13 protein-coding genes and 1 pseudogene are annotated in these 17,008 nt (G+C 60.6%); 5 read left to right on the forward strand and 9 right to left on the reverse strand.

Annotated features, from left to right (window positions below; all coding sequences use genetic code 11):
- Positions 1-36 precede the first annotated feature (36 nt).
- Positions 37-921 carry an SIS domain-containing protein gene (locus Q0X18_RS13725; protein WP_297563439.1) on the reverse strand — a complete coding sequence of 295 codons (885 nt, stop codon included), beginning with the start codon at positions 919-921 and terminating at the stop codon, positions 37-39.
- A 111-nt stretch (positions 922-1,032) separates the two neighbouring features.
- On the opposite strand from Q0X18_RS13725, the gene Q0X18_RS13730 reads away from it, so the two are divergent.
- Together Q0X18_RS13730 and Q0X18_RS13735 are read left to right on the forward strand one after the other, a co-directional pair.
- A complete protein-coding gene (locus Q0X18_RS13730; RefSeq protein ID WP_297563440.1) occupies positions 1,033-2,211 on the forward strand; it encodes an MFS transporter in 1,179 nt (392 codons plus the stop codon).
- A gap of 330 nt (positions 2,212-2,541) precedes the next feature.
- Positions 2,542-3,174 (forward strand): annotated as a pseudogene (locus tag Q0X18_RS13735) (transposase).
- A gap of 509 nt (positions 3,175-3,683) precedes the next feature.
- Here Q0X18_RS13735 and purD read toward each other — a convergent pair.
- From purD to Q0X18_RS13750, 3 genes are all read right to left on the reverse strand, one after another.
- Positions 3,684-4,925, reverse strand: a complete 1,242-nt coding sequence (gene purD, locus Q0X18_RS13740) for a phosphoribosylamine--glycine ligase (protein ID WP_297563441.1) — start codon at positions 4,923-4,925, stop codon at positions 3,684-3,686.
- A 345-nt stretch (positions 4,926-5,270) separates the two neighbouring features.
- Complete coding sequence (locus Q0X18_RS13745; RefSeq protein WP_297563442.1) at positions 5,271-5,975, reverse strand: L-type lectin-domain containing protein; 705 nt, start codon at positions 5,973-5,975, stop codon at positions 5,271-5,273.
- 244 nt (positions 5,976-6,219) lie between these two features.
- The gene (locus Q0X18_RS13750) at positions 6,220-8,559 is read right to left on the reverse strand and encodes a tetratricopeptide repeat protein (protein ID WP_297563443.1); all 2,340 of its coding nucleotides are present in this window, start codon (positions 8,557-8,559) and stop codon (positions 6,220-6,222) included.
- Between the two features lie 385 nt (positions 8,560-8,944).
- On the opposite strand from Q0X18_RS13750, the gene Q0X18_RS13755 reads away from it, so the two are divergent.
- Positions 8,945-9,457 (forward strand): DsrE family protein, encoded by a 513-nt coding sequence (locus Q0X18_RS13755; RefSeq protein ID WP_297563444.1) that lies wholly within the window; start codon positions 8,945-8,947, stop codon positions 9,455-9,457.
- A 61-nt stretch (positions 9,458-9,518) separates the two neighbouring features.
- On the opposite strand, the gene purN is transcribed toward Q0X18_RS13755, so the two are convergent.
- Both purN and Q0X18_RS13765 read right to left on the reverse strand, forming a co-directional pair.
- The gene (gene purN, locus Q0X18_RS13760) at positions 9,519-10,118 is read right to left on the reverse strand and encodes a phosphoribosylglycinamide formyltransferase (protein WP_374707536.1); all 600 of its coding nucleotides are present in this window, start codon (positions 10,116-10,118) and stop codon (positions 9,519-9,521) included.
- Complete coding sequence (locus Q0X18_RS13765) at positions 10,115-10,768, reverse strand: HAD family phosphatase (RefSeq protein ID WP_297563445.1); 654 nt, start codon at positions 10,766-10,768, stop codon at positions 10,115-10,117. The genes purN and Q0X18_RS13765 overlap by 4 nt, the downstream gene beginning before the upstream one ends.
- A gap of 823 nt (positions 10,769-11,591) precedes the next feature.
- Here Q0X18_RS13765 and Q0X18_RS13770 point away from each other — a divergent pair.
- Positions 11,592-12,398 carry an IS5 family transposase gene (locus Q0X18_RS13770; RefSeq protein ID WP_119342530.1) on the forward strand — a complete coding sequence of 269 codons (807 nt, stop codon included), beginning with the start codon at positions 11,592-11,594 and terminating at the stop codon, positions 12,396-12,398.
- Positions 12,399-12,404: 6 nt separating this feature from the next.
- Here Q0X18_RS13770 and Q0X18_RS13775 read toward each other — a convergent pair whose 3' ends face one another.
- The 3 genes from Q0X18_RS13775 to Q0X18_RS13785 are packed head-to-tail and all read right to left on the reverse strand — an operon-like array spanning position 12,405 to position 14,551.
- Positions 12,405-13,085, reverse strand: coding sequence for a hypothetical protein (locus Q0X18_RS13775; RefSeq protein WP_297563446.1), 681 nt, complete (start codon positions 13,083-13,085; stop codon positions 12,405-12,407).
- A gap of 9 nt (positions 13,086-13,094) precedes the next feature.
- Positions 13,095-13,616 (reverse strand): hypothetical protein, encoded by a 522-nt coding sequence (locus tag Q0X18_RS13780; protein ID WP_297563447.1) that lies wholly within the window; start codon positions 13,614-13,616, stop codon positions 13,095-13,097.
- A gap of 35 nt (positions 13,617-13,651) precedes the next feature.
- Positions 13,652-14,551, reverse strand: a complete 900-nt coding sequence (locus Q0X18_RS13785; protein WP_297563448.1) for a nuclear transport factor 2 family protein — start codon at positions 14,549-14,551, stop codon at positions 13,652-13,654.
- Between the two features lie 109 nt (positions 14,552-14,660).
- On the opposite strand from Q0X18_RS13785, the gene Q0X18_RS13790 reads away from it, so the two are divergent.
- Positions 14,661-16,982, forward strand: a complete 2,322-nt coding sequence (locus Q0X18_RS13790) for a helix-turn-helix domain-containing protein (RefSeq protein ID WP_297563449.1) — start codon at positions 14,661-14,663, stop codon at positions 16,980-16,982.
- The last annotated feature ends 26 nt before the right edge of the window (positions 16,983-17,008 follow it).

The raw sequence follows: 17,008 nt of genomic DNA on the forward strand, positions 1-17,008 counted from the left end.
TGCGTCCAAAGGTGAAGGATTCTAGCGGAAACGGCATTACGTGGCCTGCCTCAGGTTGTCCAGCACTTCCCAGTCGCCCGGCTCTACCCCGTACAGCAAGGCCAGGTAGTAGCTGGCCCAGGCCACCCGGTACCAGTAGCACAGGGCTTTGGCCAGGGTGCCTTCGGCCTCGGGCTCGGGGAGTTCGATGAGGGTATCCACCCGGTTTTCCAGGATCTCCTGGGCGTAGCTTCGGCGCTCGTCGTCGCCCATCAGCACGGCGGCAATGGGATCGCCCTGCTCGTGGCGAGCCTCCAGCGCCGTCACAAAGAACTCCAGGGCCGACGGTGGGGGAGTGAAGGAGAGGCTTTTGCCGATGCGGCTGAAGGTTTGTTGCAGGGCCTGGCCCAAACCTGGATAGCGGTCGGGCACCACCCACATGGGGGTGCGCTCCAAAAGCGAGTAGGCCATGAACTTGGCCGGATTTTTGCTCAGACTTACCTCGGGGCGTAAGCGGTCGCGCTCCCTTAGCAAAGCCCGGTCTATGCGGGCCAGCTCGGCTTGCTGGCCTGTGGCCAGGAGCAAAAAGCGCAGGTAGCGGTAGGTGGATAGGGGGTGGGCCAGAACTTCGACCTCGAGGTTCTCCCTAAAGCCCAGTCGAACAATCTCCGCACCGCTGACCGATGCGTAGAGCCCTGCCCCGGCCGCACCGCCAAAGTCGTAGCCCCCCTCCAGCACAAACTGCGTACCGGTGGCGGTAAGCTCCTGGGCAAAGTCGCGCGCCAGTTGCGCCGCCCACCAGCCCTCGCCAAACCCCACCACCCCATAGGGCGGGGCGTACCTAGCCTGGGGAACCGGCCCACTGCCCACCAGGTCGCGCAGGTCGAAGGCCAGGCCCAGACGATCAGCCAGGTAGGTTTCTTGGGCGTCGAGGTCGCGCATCTTCCTCCAGTTTACCCGCCTCTTGGCAAAAGGGTTTTTACGGTCAGACCGTTTGCTTGAAATTGCTGTGGCGTTTGCAGTTCTGGGCAAATACGGTAGCCTGAGCCTCGCATGTCGCCCTGGTCCGTCCTCGCCGCTGCCATGACCGCCGGAACCGCCGTCTCGCTCATCGGACAGGCCTACCCTACCCTGGCCCCCTACATCCGTACCGACCTGGGGCTTTCGCTGGCCGCCGTGGGTCTGCTCAATACCTACATCTACCTCGGCACCATGCTGGGCTCGCTGCCCTCGGGCTGGCTCACCGACAAGCTGGGTAGCCGCACGGTGATGGTTGCTGGCGCCCTGGCGGGCGCCGGTTTAGCAATTACCATTGCACTCGTTGCCAAGTCCCAGTGGATGTTTATTCCATTTTTGTTTCTGGTGGGGCTGGTGGTGGCCTCGGCCACACCCGCCGGCTCGCAAGCGGTCGCCCAGTCGTTCCCGCCCGAACGGCGCGGCCTGGTGATTGGGCTGCGCCAGATGGCGGTGCCCTTAGGGGGTGCGCTGGCGGCCGCCCTTTTACCTGCGGTAGCCCACCTCACCAACTGGCGCTGGGCTTCGGTGGTCACAGCCATAATTGCTGTACTGGCCGCCCTCATCGCAGTCCGGCTCTACCACGAACAACCGCCCCGGAAACCCCTGCCCAAAAGCACCTTTCCAGGGCTGGGGCAGGTGCTGCGTGAGCGCAATATCCTGCTGGCCGCTACCGCCGGTGTGACCCTGCCCACCGGGCAGTTTGTAATGATTACGTACCTGATTCTGTTCCTCAAAGAACGTTATGGGGTTCCCGAGCTGACCGGGGCCGCCCTACTCACCGCAGCCCAGTTCGCCGGTGCTTTTAGTCGGGTATTCTGGTCGTGGCTTTCAGACAGGATGGGGGGCCAGCGCAAACCCTTGCTGGTCATGATGGTGGGGCTGGCCGGGATCTGTGCCTTGGTGCTGGCCTGGCTTCCCCCCGGCACACCCCTGCTGCTCAAAGCCCTGATTGTGGTGCTGTACGGGGCCACTGCGCTCGGCTGGCAAGGGCTGCATTTTTCGCTGCTAACCGAACTTTCGCCACCTGGTTGGGAGGGTCGGGTGGTAGGGTTTGGGCTGGTTTTTACCTCGATTGGGATTGCCTCCGCCCCCCCTCTGTTTGGTTTGCTGGTAGATTTCAGCAACAACTACGCCCTGGGCTGGATTGCCCAGGCCGCCGTTTTTGGCATTGGGGCCCTGCTGCTCTCCAGTATTGTGGAGAAGCCCCACGGTTGATGGCATCTGGTGCTATACCAGATTTATTTGTTTTGTCGCCGCTTACCGACAGAGTGGCGATATTTGCTATTATTTGTGATATTTTTCACATACGACGCATATGCGACGGCACATGAGGCATACTCTCCACGTCAACCTCAAGGAGGCTCAAACAAGGGGAAATCTGTGCTGGCACCAGTTCGGAGCTATCCACACCTCGCCCACATTGTGCTGAGATAGCGCAAGCAAGAGGGTTATTGAGTGCAACTCTTAGCTTGGGAAGCATTATGAAACAGTCTAGAGGCTCCTAGGAACCTATCCCAAACGCGGTAAGCAGATTATGTTTAGGACATGGAGCCGACAACACGCAAGCCTTACCCCTCCGACGTGAGCGACGAGGCGTGGGCCTTTGTGATGCCCTACCTGACCCTGTTGCCTCTGGATGCAAAGCAGCGCAAATACGATTTGCGGGAAGTGTTCAACGCTCTGCGTTGGCTGGTAAGAACCGGCGCTCTGTGGGAGTACTTGCCCCTTGACTTCCCACCCCCCCAGATTGTCAGCGAACAAGCCCGGCGCTGGATGAATAGGGGCGTGTTTGAGGATTTGGTGCATGACCTGTGGGAAACGCTGCGGCTGTTGCAGGGCCGAGCGGCTCAGCCCAGCGCAGCCATCTATGGGGGTATACCGGCTCCGAGGCTGAGCAAGCTGCGGCCCAAGAGGGGATAGCCCTGTGTGTGGTCAAGCTAGAAGAGAGCAAGAAGGGTTTCGTCCTGCTGCCCAGGCGCTGGGCGGAGTGCGCGTAACGCATAGCGGCAAAGCCGCTACCCGAGGGTGGTCGAACGCAGTTTTGCCTGGATGGCTCGTTTTCGCCGCCTGGCCCGTGACTACGAGCGTCTTACTGAGACCCTCGAGGGTTTTCAATGGCTGGCTTTCTCCATTCTGCTTTTGCCGAACGTTCTGGATGGTTTACGTTTGGCTTCCTAGCAGGCTCTAGGTCAGGCCTGGCAAGCCCAGAAAATACCCGAGGTGCTCGAGGTGTTGTGTAGCTGGGCTATTGCGCTAGGCGCAGAAAACCCCTTGGTTCCAAAAGTATTGCGGCTCGTGGCCGGACACCCCCTGGCCTTTGAGGCCGATAAAGTAAGAGCCCGCACTGTGTTACGTGGGACTTCTGAGGGCGAGACACTAACGCTCGAGCGAGCAGTGGAGCGCTTTTTGTACTAGTTTTATCAAGTTTGTTCGACGAAAAAAGCGCCTCATATGCATTCCGGCAGCACGTGGTTTTAAGCGCCGCTCCTACTGTGGGCACAAATATCCACTGGGCCACTACCCTGGTTGATGGAATGCCAATTCTGCTCATATCGCGGTTCCCTCTACTTGTGCCGCCAGTCCCAGTAGCAAAAAACGAGTTCGGCACGATTTTTTGACTTTTGAGGACGGCTGGGTTATTTACAAGAACCGCTCTAGTTTGTATGGAGAGTTGCTGGGAATTGCCATCAAATCACTTTCCGGCCAATATCCCGTCGGTAAATAGCCCGCTCGAACTTGACTGCAGCCACCCCAGCATAGGCCCGCTCGATGGCCTCGCGCAAGTCGCGCCCCAAACCCACCACATTGAGCACCCGGCCCCCGTTGGTAACTAGCCCCTGCGGGCCCCGGCGGGTTCCGGCCTGGAAGTACAGCACCTGCTCCGGGGGTAGCTGGGGCAGCGAGAGCGGCAAGCCTTTGTGGGGGTCGTCGGGGTAACCGGGCGCGGCCATCACCACACAGGCCGAGGCCTGGGCCCGCCAGCGGATTTCCAGCTCGTGCAGGCGGCCCTCCACCACGGCCAGGGCCAGCTCCACCAGGTCGGTCTCCAAAAGCGGCAGGATGGCCTGGCACTCCGGGTCGCCAAAGCGGGCGTTGAACTCCAGCACCTTGGGCCCGTCGTCGGTGAGCATCAGGCCGGCATAGATGACCCCTTTGTAGACAATCCCTTCGGCCCGCAGACCGTCTACCAGGGGTTTGAGCACCCGTTCGACGATCTCGGTCATCAGGCCGGGTGCCAGGGGGTAGGGGCAGATGGCCCCCATACCCCCGGTCATGGGGCCGGTATCGCCGTCCAGCAGGCGCTTGTGATCCTGGGAGGGCAGCAGGGGCTTGATGGTCACGCCGTCAGTCACGGCCAACACGGTGACCTCGGAGCCGCTCAAAAACTCCTCGATGACGATCTCGGCCCGCTCGGGCCCCGAGAGGATGTTGGTCACGGCCTGCTTGGCCTGCTGCAGGCTGGTTGCCACCGTCACCCCCTTACCGGCTGCCAGGCCCGAGTCCTTGACCACAATGGGCGCCCCTACGGCCTCGAGGTAGGCCAGGGCATCAATGACATCGCTAAAACTGCGGTGTTTGGCGGTGGGGATACCGAAACGCTCCATCAGCCCCTTGGCAAAGGCCTTGGAGCCTTCAATCATGGCGGCCTTCTGGGTCGGCCCAAAAATTTTGAGCCCCCTGGACATAAAGGCATCGGCAATCCCTTCCACCAGCGGCCCCTCCGGCCCCACCAGGGTCAGCTCGATGCCCTCCCGAAGAGCCCATTCGGCCAGCCACTGCACGTCGCCATCCCAGGGAATACACTCGGCCAGCTCGGCCATGCCGGGGTTGCCCGGCGCGGCGTACAGCTCGCGCACCAGCGGCGACTGCGCCACCTTCCAGCAAATCGCGTGTTCCCGCCCACCCGAACCCACAACCAACACTTTCACGAAGCTAAGAATAACAGGGGGGCGGGGTCTAAAGGGATAGGGCCTAGGAAACAACCGGCCCAAAACAGACCCCATCATGTGCATTCCGACAGTATCGTTCACTTTTGAAAACCTAAACGATACTACCGAAATGCGTATTATGGGTATCTCCATCAGTAGGTTTACGGGCATCCCGTTCGCTCCGGGGTCGCCGACCGGCTGACGCAGAGGGGGTTTTCGGAACTTTAAAAGGCGCGGTTAATCTGACAACCACCCCAGCAGGCAGTGCCCCCCGATCCCCTGGATTGCGGTGGGCACTGCTGAGGGCAAAAATTCGGCCAGTCGGGCCAGGAGGTTCGTAACGGGTCAAGGTTTGACGTAGTGAACGTTGAAGGCTATACCCGTCCCGGATGTGAACCCGACGAACACGCTGTTCCCGAGACTGCCAGGCACGGTGTATTCGATGCGTTGGGTTCCATCTAAGAAGACCCTCAGGCGGCGACTGTTGGCGTTCCAGACCACCCGCAAGGTGTGTTCGCGGTTGTCCTCGAGGTTGCTCAGCGTAACTACCTGATCGCCCGCAAGATGGTGCTGACCCCCCGAATCTTGGCCTGGGCGGTTCGGGATCAAGAGGGCGATGTGATCCTCCAGGGGATCGTAGTCATTCTGCCAGGTGTCCATCTCGACCCCCAGCACAGCAGTGGTCAGTTGCCCGAAGCCGATGTTCAGACCTTCGCCGCCCTCGTAAGGTTCGGAGGGGAGGGCCGAAACCCAGGTGTAAACGATGCCATCGGCTCCCTCGTCGTTGTCCCCAAGAAAGACCTGGTAGGAGCAGTCGAAATCTTGCCGTAAATCAAGCGCGGTCTGGCTAAAAATTGCCCCTTGGAGGAACGTCTGTTGATCTGTCAAGTTGTAACGCCCGGCACTTTGGGCTGCCGACCCGCGCAGCACCCATGAGGCAGCGGGGCATACCGCCACCGGCTCTGGCCCGGGGGTGGGGGCAGTCTGACCACCGCAGGCGGTCAGAAAAAGGATGGACGCGCTGAGGACAACAGGATAGAAATGCTTCATGGTTTCTCCTTGGGCCGAGGGGAAGGAGAGTCTGCTGCGGTGCGCTCGAGCAAGAACGTCTCAAGTGCCTCCAGCGAGGCGAAAACCTGGCGAGGCCCCGGGTGAGGCGGGTGGAGCGCTTCGAGGCTGTAACGCCAGAACCCTCCTCCGTCGCTCCAGAGGCGGAGTATGTAAACAGCCTCGTCGCGAGATGGTCTTCCCTTCAGCACTTTTTCAGGGTACGGTGGGGGGTGTCAATTGGCCGTCAATCAGTCGGCGTAACCGTGAATAGAGTGGCCATAAACTGCTCTCGCAAGGTTTTTGGAAGCCCACAGGACTGACGAAGGGCCAGCGCCCATAGCCCCGCGCGCACGGTCGAAGCCTTGGCGGGTAGGCCTTCTCGGTCATACAGCTCGGCTAGAACCTGGTGTCCGGTGCGGCAAATGCTAAACTCTTGCCCTTCCAACATGGCTTCAAGCGCCGCGCTGTGGTAGGGCTGAAAGCTCAACAGGGCCAGGCGAGCCTGGGTGATGTGTCTCAGTAACCCGAAGTAAGGTGTTTCGGGGAAAGGGTAGTTTAGATGCAATCCCAAGCGCTTGGGGTCTGGGCTTTGCAGCATCAGCTCGATCCGGCCCCGCAGGGCTAGGTCATGCAACTTGGCCGCCTCCAACTCCGCCAGTAGGGTTTCGGCCTGGAGCCAATCTTGCTGTATGAGGGCGACATTTAGGCGAGCCGAGAGCACGGCCCGGTGGTCTTTGGCAGCCTGGGCCAACTCCTGGGCATGCAGGGTGTGTTCCAGGGCTTTCTGGGGCTGGCCAAGCTGGGACTCGAGTTCACCCAGCAGGCAGAGGGTCTGGGCGTGCAGGCTGGGGTTGATACGCTCGGTGAGCTCGAGGGTCTCGCTGAGGGTGTTCCAGGCAGCGCCCAGTTGTCCCAGTAAACCGTATACCAGCGCGAGGTTGCGGAACGCAAAGGCTTCTAGGCGCGGGTCGTTCATGCGTCTTCCGACTTCCAGAGCTTCCCGAAAACCTTCGATGGCGCGGCTGTAGCGGCCCATCTTCTCGGCGGTGACGGCCAGGTTTTGCAGAACGCTGGCGGTGATGGCCAGCTTGCCACTGGCCCGCGCCAAGGTCAGGGCCTGTTCCAGGTACTCCAGCGACAGCTCGAGCCGACCCTGCATCCCATATACCGCCCCCAGGTTACCCAAGGCCCGCAACCGGATGGTGGGTTCCTCGCTATGGCGGGCGTAGCCGAGGGCGACTTCAGCAGCTTCCAATTGCCCTTCGGCCATCCTGGCGGCCCCCAGTGTGAGGGAGACGCTTTGCTGAAGATCGGTGCGATTGAGTCTGTGGGCTACTTGTAAAGCCTGCTCGGCCTCTTGTATGGCCAAGAGCGGGCGGCCCCTGCGGATGTAGGCATTCGCGCTGCGATGGTGGAACTGGTAAAAAGCCAGGTCATCTTGAATTAGCCGGGCGAGCCTGCCCAGCTCCTGACATGCCGCCTCGAGCAAATCCAAGTTGTTGTGGGTTTCGGCGATCAGTGAGAGACCCGTCAGTGCCTCGAGTCGCTCTGCACCGGGCTGGCTGAGCCAAAGGGCGAAGAAAAAGCAGCGTTCGGCCAGCGGGTACTGGTTCGCAGCTAATGCCGCTTGGCCTGCGCGCAAAAACCACGGCAGCGCTCGGTCGGTTTCGCGGGCGTTAAGCCACTGCTCGGCTATGAGCAGGCTTTGATCCGGGTGAAGCCGCTCGAGGGCGGCTGCAATGCGGCCACATAACAGCTTTTTGACGGCAGGCTGAGTTGAGGGTGGGTTGGCCGGGGCGGGATAGCCCTCGGCTTCGGCGATATCGAATGGATCGGCGTCTAGTACCTCGCCCCAGAATGACGCGCTCCAGTTACCCTTCAGTAATTCCTTGGCCCGCCACAACCGCTGGGCTAAGGTGAGCTGCCCCGATGTGAGGCTATCCGGCAAGGTCTGCCCCGCCCGAACCGACTGAACCAAGGCCAGGGTAGACTCCAGCGGCTCTGTGTTGAGCTCTTCCTTAAGCCGCCGTCGTAGTTCCTCGAAGACCTGTAAGGCGACCTGGGGGTTGCCTCGGTTGGTCTCCAGACGGATCAGGGATTGGGCGGCGGTTTCGTGAAGGGGATCAATATCCAGCAATTCACGCAAATACTGGGCGGCTTGTTGAGGCTGCTCATGGGTCGCCTGCCACAGCCGTTCGCGCCGCAGTTCTTCCAGCTTGCGACGCTGTAGCTCGTGCCATTCCAAAAAGCTGTCGGGGAGTCTGGGCGGCAAATCCGGCCAAAAGGGTTGGCGCAATTGTTCTAGGCTGGGGTTCTCGAGGTCGTGGCGGGCCAGCACCCATAGGCGCTCTTCCTCTTCGCGCAGCCAAGTATCCACCCCTTCGATTTGACGCAGCAAGTACAGTGCCTGGCGCAGGTTGCCCCTGCCTTTCTCTTCCCACAACAGCTCGGTCAGTTCGGCACGACTTAGGCCCTGCGGGTGCAAAGCCAGTAAGGCCACCATGCACTGGGTTTTCCCCCTTAGGCCCAAGTCGTGATCCCTCCAAGAGATGCGTAACCGGCCCAGAAGGGTTACTTCAATCATAGACGCAATTATCACTGATATTACGCTAGTAGTCTGGTAAAAATACCAGTTCGCTTCGAACAAAGCCAGGCCAGCTAGATTGACTTGATTGAATAATCTGGAAGCCCTTTCGCATTTCTGCAGTATCATTCACTTTTGAAAACCTAAACGATACTGCCGAAATGCTTTTCTACTCCCTTCGGTCGGCTTGAATCCTTCACTCTTGATTACACCCAAAGGTGAAGGGTTGGAGCGGAACCGGTATCAAACCACCCACACCGACACATCTCGATGGGCGGGGGAAGGTTGGTTGCCCTAGGGGGCTACATCTCCGAATCTAGCTTTTGATTCTCCCCCTTGCACTTCGGAAGCAGTTGTTTTACCTTACCTCTCTAAGGAGGAAAAAATGAAAGAAATTAGCCGCAGGTGGCTTCTCCGGGTGTCGGCGCTTGTAGGGGCTGCTTCTTTGATGAAGGCCCAGGCCAACGACCGCGTGGAATACAGCCAGTTCAAGAAAGAAACGCCGATGGCCGTGGTCTATCATGTGGACTTTGGCGACCCCGCCCGTTTCGGCCAGATGCTCACAAATATCTCCAACCACCTTTCCGTCTACGACAACGACGCCTTCAAGATCCGGATTGCCGTAGTGGCCCATGGAGCAGGGGTGCATCCGTTTTTGAAGGATCTGGAAGGAACCCCCTGGTCTACCATCCAGTATGACCGGGAAGCCCTTTTTAATCGTATCAAGCAGCTCGCCCAGCTAAGCATCGAGTTCTACATCTGCGAAATTACCTTTACCCGCAACAACATCCCCAAGGATAAGCTTCGCCCGGATGATTTCATCAAGTGGGTTCCTTCGGGGGTAGGGGCCTTGGGAGAGCTACAGGCCAAAGGCTACGCCTACATCAAGGTGGGGTAGTCTCGGGGGCTACAGGCATCCGCCCGACACGTACCCATATCGTGGCTTACGCCGACTGGCTTCACGACACCTCCCCCTTCAACACCCGCCGCACAGCCTCGGGGTAGGCCAGGTGTTCCTGTTCCAGAATGCGAGCGGCCAGGGTTTCTTCGGTATCGCTCGGTAAAACCGGCACCCGGCGCTGCAGCACGATGGGGCCGGTGTCCATTCCGGCGTCCACAAAGTGCACCGTGCAGCCCGTCTCGCTTACCCCGGCCTCGAGGGCCTGGCGCTGGGCGTGTAGGCCCGGAAACTGCGGCAAAAGCGAGGGATGAATGTTGAGGATGCGCCCCTCCCAGGCCTGCACAAATCCCGGCGACAACAGGCGCATAAAGCCCGCCAGCAGAACCAGGTCTATGCGGTGGTCGTGTAAAAGCTGGCCCGCTACCCGTTCAAACTGTTCACGTCCGCGTTCTTTGGGCCAGGGTACATACTCGGCTTCTATCTGCGCCTCAACGGCCTTTTGCAAGGCCAGGGCCTCGCGTTTGTCGGAGATCACCAGCACGATGTGGCCCAGGGGGTTGTCGTGGGGAAAAGCCTTGAGCAGGGCCTCGAGGTTACTCCCCCGCCCCGAGGCCATCACCGCGATGCGGGCAGGCCGTCCCAAAGGAAAGTAGCTCATCCGATTACCCTCCAGTTGCGCTCTACGGCCAGTGCCCGCAGCCTGGGTTCGGGGTATACCGCCACCGGCTGCTCGGCCAGCTCGAGCATCGGTACGTCGGGCAGGCTGTCGCCATAGGCCGCATAGAGCGCCTCACCGCGCAAGAGTTTGCGCAGGTGCTCGGCTTTATGCGCCCCCGAGCGCACCGGCCCCCGCAGCCGACCGGTAAAAACCCCGCCCTCGACCTCGAGGGGCGTACCCAGCGCCACCACCCCCTCCCCCATCCGCCGCGCGAACGCCTCCAGAATAGGCTGGAAGGTGGCCGAGCACAGCACCAGCCGCCGCCCGTCTTGCCGCAGCCTGAGGAGTTCGTCCAGCACGTCCAGACGCCGCTTGGGCCAGAGTTCGTTGGTCACTACCCACTCGCTCACCGCAGTAAGTTCGGCCTGCCCTAACCCCGCCAGCAGCCCCGCGGCCCCTTCCATAAAGCGATCCTGAAAGGCCCGCTTGTCTTGCAGGCCCAGCCGTGCGGCCACTGCGCCCGGCAGGTTCCGATAGAAAAACCACTGGTATTGCGCGGCCAGCCCGTGCGCCTGCATCCAGGCGGCCATGCCCCGCCAGGTCTCGCCGATGGTAAGGGTGCCCTCGAGGTCTGCTGCAATGGTGTTCATAGCTCTTCGCTAAAAATACCATTTACACCAGCCGCGAGCAGACAGGGCGGGGTTCTTCAGGAACTCAGGGCAAGAGCAATACCTTGGGTTCTTGGCCCCTGGGCTCATAGAAGGAACCTTTTCTAGCGTAGCGTAAATGAGTAATAGGTACACCTGCCAGTCCAGACCGTGATGGGCCCCTTGCTGCGGCTGGGATCGGGGGCGTTGACTTTCACAGTCACGCGGCAATCATCCGTTCTGAGCCCGCTGTTGTGGACGTTATAGAGCTCGAAGATGTAGCTAGTGGAGGCGGTTTCGGAGAGGAGGCAGCATTGACAGATGCGATAAAAAATACCTGGACGGTCTTCCACAACCCAGGCCCCCAGGCTCGAGCGCACCGTGTGAACGAGCTTTTCAGCTCCTTAAGGGCAGCCGTCGCTTTCCTCTCGTCCTCGCTAGAGTAGAGAGCATCCAGTAGCTCGAGCTTGCCCACCCCCGGCTCGTCCCAAAAGACTAGCGCCAGCCCGACCCGCTCGAGCGCCACGCTTTTGAGGCGGGGATGTATTAGGGTTGTGAGCCCAATCCGGCCATCCGTAGAATCCAGTCTTACCATGGCCCGGATTCCAGGTTAGCCAAAACAGCGTTATATCCGCGTTACTCATCCACAACACTCCTCTGCGAGCACATGGGAGTGTTATCTTTGAGTCGTCCTTATCTAAGTGCCCACCCCTAATTTTCCCTCCACTGTTTGCAGCGCGACGGGCCCAGGGGCGGAGCTTCTGTGGGGTACTTAGAATCTACAAACCACCTTACCCAAATCAGGCACTGCAGTTATGTTTAGAGCATGAACCGCCGTGCTTACCCATCGGACGTCCGTGATGAGGAATGGGCTCTGGTGCTGCCCTATTTGACCCTCGCCCCGCTGGAAGCACCCCAGCGCAAGTACGACCTGCGCGAAGTGTTCAACGCCCTGCGCTGGATGGTTCGAACCGGTGCTCAGTGGGACTACCTGCCCCACGACTTCCCACCCCCCCATATCGTTCAGGCGCAAGCCTACCGCTGGATGAACCGGGGGGTCTTCGAAGACCTGGTACACGACCTGCGCATGACCCTGCGAATGCTCCAGGGCAAAGCCGCCCATCCCAGCGCTGCCATCTACGATGCTCGCACCCTACAGTCCACCCCGCAAAGTGGGGAGCGGGCCGGATACGATGGGTACAAACGACGCAAGGGAAGCAAAGTTCACCTGGCGGTAGATACCCTGGGGCATCTGCTGGCCCTGGTAGTAACGGCGGCCAGTGAACAGGAACGGGCCCAGGTGGGAGCCCTCAGTCAACAGGTGCAGGAAGTGACGGGGGAGCAGGTGGAAGTGGCCTTTGTGGATCAGGGTTACACTGGGGAGGAAGCGGCACAAGCGGCAGAGGCGGAAGGCATCGCCCTGTGTGTGGTCAAGGTGGAAGGGGCCAAACGAGGATTCGTGCTGCTGCCGAAGCGTTGGGTGGTGGAACGTTCGTTTGCCTGGACATCCCGGTTTCGCAGGCTGGCGCGAGACTATGAGCGGCTGGCTGAGACCTTGCGAGGTTGGCACTGGTTGGCTTTTTCGATTCTGATGACAGCGAAAACTGTGGAGCTTTTACGAACAGCTAGTTAGCAGGCTCTAGAGGCCCACCCGCACATCCTTGCTACCGGTATCGCCGTACTCGCCCACCCGCAGCACCAGGGCCTTGACCTCGGTTCCTTTGGGCACCGAGAAGACCACTGCAAAGTTCATGGCTGCGCCGGGCAGCAGGGTGAAGCCGCCACCGGTATTGGTGCCAGAGGGGCTATCGTAGGCGATGTGCGGAAAGGAGCGCCCGTCGGCCCCGGCCAGGGCGGTGTTGCCGGGGTTGTTGATGCCCAGCGAGGGGGCCACCGCGCCCGACTGTTTGGCGTTGCGCAGGCTACCCGTAACCACCACCAGCTCCTCGTCGGGGTTGCGGGGTTGCACGGTGAGGCTGTTTTTGTCGAAGCGGGTGGTATAGCTTTCCATCCGCTCCACCTTTTGCACCTGCACCCGGAAGAGCCCGGTTAAAATCTGATCCCCCACCTTGCCCTGAAACTGGCCCATGAGTTGATTGGCTCCACCCGCCGCGCGAATCTCGTAGCCGCCCTGTACCTTCACCACGCTCTGACCCAGGGCCTTGGCCACGTCGGCCACCGGCACGTAGGCGGTGCCCTGCACGGTGATAACCCGCGTGGAGGCCACCTGCCCGTTCAGAATCAAGCGCTGGGTACTCTGGGCCAGGGCCAGAAGCCCCAGGCCCAGCCCAACAGCCATCACAACTTGCCAAAACTTCATGGGTTCCTCCTATTTGAACCGCTGTATCCGCTGGATGATGGCCTGGGCCCATTTGCGATAGAACGCCGGGCTGTCGTCGGGGTGGTTGGAGAGCAGAAAGGCATACTCGCGGTAGCGGAAAACCAGGTTGTAGGACGCGCTTTGGTCGGGCCGCATCAGACCCCCTTCGTCCCCAACCGGAAGGCCTGTCCAGCTCGGGGCTTTGTCACGGATCATCTCGAGCCAATACTTGGCCCCTCGAGCGCTGCTTTTGAAGTACTGCAACTGGGCAAATCCACCGCTCGTGAGGGCATGAATGCAGTAGGACATGGGCTGCGCCCCGCCCACGGCCAGGGCCAGGCTCTGGGCAAAGGCGCTGGGGGCGGGCTTGCCGTCCTGCAGAACCCCGTTGTTGTGCAGCACCATTCCCACCGAGCCCAAGGCGTTGGGGGTGCCGCTGGGGTTAAAGACACCCAGCAGGTAGCAGGGGTGGGGGTCTTTCTGGGCCAAGGCCAGCCCGACCAGCAGAAAGAGCCAAGCAAACTTCTTCATCCAGTACCTTCCTAAGAGCGCGGCTCCCAAACCCCTCAGCGGCTCGCGGGAGCTTGTTGCGCGGCCTGTATCTTCTCGAGCTGTTCGGGTGTGAACTGCAGGGTGGGATAGAAGAAGCGAATCTTGCCGTTCTCGACCACAAACTGTGCGCGATAGGCGATGGGATCCACCCCAATTCTGCGGAAGCGCTCGAGCGAGACCATTCCCATAGAAATCACCAGGTTGCCGTTGGCCTGGTACTCCCTGGGCATGACCCGCGTGGTCTTGACATCCTCGCGCAACCACAGGTCGGCAATCTGCTTCTTGCCGGAGAGCAGCAGGGTTCCATTCATTACGAAGGCCCCGCTGTCGTCGGCAAAAAAGGCGAAGGTTTTTTCGAAATCGCCGGTGTTGGCCGTCTCGTGGTAGGCCTTCACGACCTCGATTGGGTTTACGCTGGGGGCAGGGGCGGGCGGTGCACCGGCCTGGGCCTCGCGCATTTTTTGTTGTTGCTCGGGGGTTAGGGTCAGCACCGGCCCAAAGAAGCGAATCTTGCCGCTCCTGTCCACCAGATACTCGGTGCGAAACTCCACCGCCCCCACCCCGGCTTTGACGAACCGCTCGAGCAACACCGTGCCGGTGCTGACCACCAGCGCACCCTGCATCTTCCAGTCGCGCGGGGTCACGCGGGTGGATTGGTTTTCGGAGGCCAGCCACCGGGCGATCTGCGCTCTGCCGATGAAAAGCCCAACCGGGGTGTGCACAATTGCGTCGTCGGCGTAAAAAGCCAGGGCCCGATCCAGATTGCCAGCGTTCAACACCTGGATGTACTGTTGGGCCACGGCGATGGGATCGGGCGCGGCGGGCTGCTGTGCGGTGGTTTGGGTGGGCACACAACCGATCATTCCAATGACGAGCAGGCCGAGAATACTGTTTTGAATAGAACTGGTTTTCATCTCTACCCTCCTTCTTTTTCGTATCCTCCTCTGCGGAGAGATACACCTAGAACCTAGCCAACGGGCTGCGGCTTTGGGTAACGCAAAGTGCTACAATTACCGTGACAGGGTGAGTTGTCTGGAAACAGGTTCCTTTGGCTACTGGCTGAAGCGCCGCCGCAAGGCGCTGGATTTGACCCAGACCGAGCTGGCGCGGCGTGCCAAATGTGCCACCGCCACCATACGCAAGATTGAAGCCGATGAACGCAAGCCGTCCCCCGAGCTGGCTGGCTTGCTGGCCGATGCACTAGAAATTTCACCGCAGGAACGCAGTACTTTTTTCCAGGCCGTGCACGATGTGCGCGCGGTTGAGCGACTGCTGCGCGGCGATTTCGCGAAAATCGTTCGACCAGTGCCCAACAATTTGCCCGCTCCCCTTACCTCCTTCATCAACCGGGTGCAGGATAACGCCACCGTTGTTGCCCTGCTGACGCGCGAGGATGTCCGCCTGCTCACCCTGACCGGCCTGCCGGGCATCGGCAAAACGCGTTTGAGCATCTCCGCTGCCGAAAACCTGCTCGAGCATTTTCAGGATGGCGTGTGGTTTGTCGAGCTGGCCGCGGTTACCGAGCCAGCCCTTGTCTTGCCTGCGATCATGCGGGTACTCGACATCGCCGAGTCGGGCCCACAAACCCCGCTCAGGCAGCTGACCTCGGCATTGCAAGGCAAGCGCGTGTTGCTGGTGCTCGACAACTTCGAGCAGGTGCTGGATGCTGCCGCTGAGGTGGCCGAGTTGCTGAGAGCCTGCAGGGGATTGAAAGTTTTGGTGACGAGCCGCGTACCTCTACACCTTTACGGCGAGCATGCGTATGTTTTGCCGCTCATGTCGGTGCCAGAACGTGAGCAAACGCCCAGCCAACTTGTTCAGGCCGAGTCCGCACAGCTTTTTCTGGCCCGGGTAAAGGAACACCAGCCCCGGTTCGCAATTACTGCGGCCAATGCACCGCTGATTGCCGAGGTGTGCGTGCGGCTCGAGGGTGTACCGCTCGCGCTGGAACTGGCCGCCGCCTCTTTGCGCCTTATGACCCTCGAGCAGCTCGTGCAAGCATTGAGCGGCGAACCCCACTGGCTCTCGGCTTTGCGCACAGCAGCGCGCGATCTGCCGCCGCGCCAGCAAACCCTGTATAACGCACTGGCATGGAGTTACGGCTTGCTCGGCACAGGCACGCAGCAGGTGTTTCGCCCGCTCGGGGTATTGCGAGGGGGTTTCGATTTATCGGCGGCGAGCGCGGTTTGCGGGTTGGATGAACACCTGGTTGGCAACGCCCTGGCAGAGCTGACCGACCAGCACTTGCTCGCGCACGATGGCACACGCTGGCGCATGCTGGAGATGATCCGCGAATTTGCCCAGGAACAGATGGCCCCGGCTGAACTCGCCCTGGCGGAAGAGCGCCACACGCGCTATTTTGCCGCGCGTTTGAACGCACCCGCACCGCTCGAGGCTTCATTTATCGAACCCGACCATGCCAATTTTCTTGCAGCCCTGGAATGGGCCTGTCGCCAAGGCGATGCTGCGCTGGCCCTGACCATGGGTAGACCGCTGGCCGATTTTTGGGAGACCCGGGGATATTTGCTCGAGGGCTTGGAAAAGGCGCGTGCGGTGCTGCGGGTCTCGGAGAATGCCGAGCCTGGGTTGCGCCTGAGTTTTTTGAACGGCGCCTGCCATCTGGCCTGGAACCGTCACGACTTTGCAGCGGCGCTGGAGTTCTCCGATCAGAGTATTGCACTGGCTAAAGCCCACCGGTTAGGCCTGGCCTGGGCGCTCAACACGCGCGGGCGAATTTTTATTGAACAAGGGGACTATGCGCGTGCAGAACAAACCCTGCGCGAATGCCTGCAGACCGCAAAAAAGACGCATGAGGAACACGCCCTGGGGCTTGCGCTCACCCAGCTTGGCGAACTGGCCTTGGCCCTCGGAAAGCTCGATGAGGCGCAAAAGCGATCCCTTCAGGGGCTCGAGCACCTGGATAAGCGCGTCCCCCGGTTTTTGGCGCTGGCCCACACCAACCTGGCCGAAATAGCCCTGCTGCGCGGCGACGGCACGACTGCACAAGAACACCTGCAGCTTGCTTTGCCCCATATTCACAGCCATGTTCGGCGGGTGCTCTGCTTTTTCACCACCCTGGCCGGCTGGTGCGCCACCCGCGAGCGCGTACTCCTGGAAGATGCCCGGTGCGCTGCGGTATCGCTGGGTGTGGCAGCCGGGTTGACCGAGCGCACCGGTACGCCTTTGTCGGCGCTGTATCGCACTTTGCAGGAAAAGCGGCGTGAAAGTGTGCAACAACGCCTCACCGACCTCGAGTGGCAAGAGATGTGGTACCGCGGTTACGCCATGTCGAAAGAGCAGGCCGTTGTGTTCGCCGATAAACTGCTTCGGACGGCCTGCGCTTAGAACCTTATTGGGGCAGCACCAGCGGC

It is taken from the genome of Meiothermus sp., assembly GCF_026004075.1.
In the GTDB taxonomy this organism is placed as follows: Bacteria; Deinococcota; Deinococci; order Deinococcales; family Thermaceae; genus Meiothermus.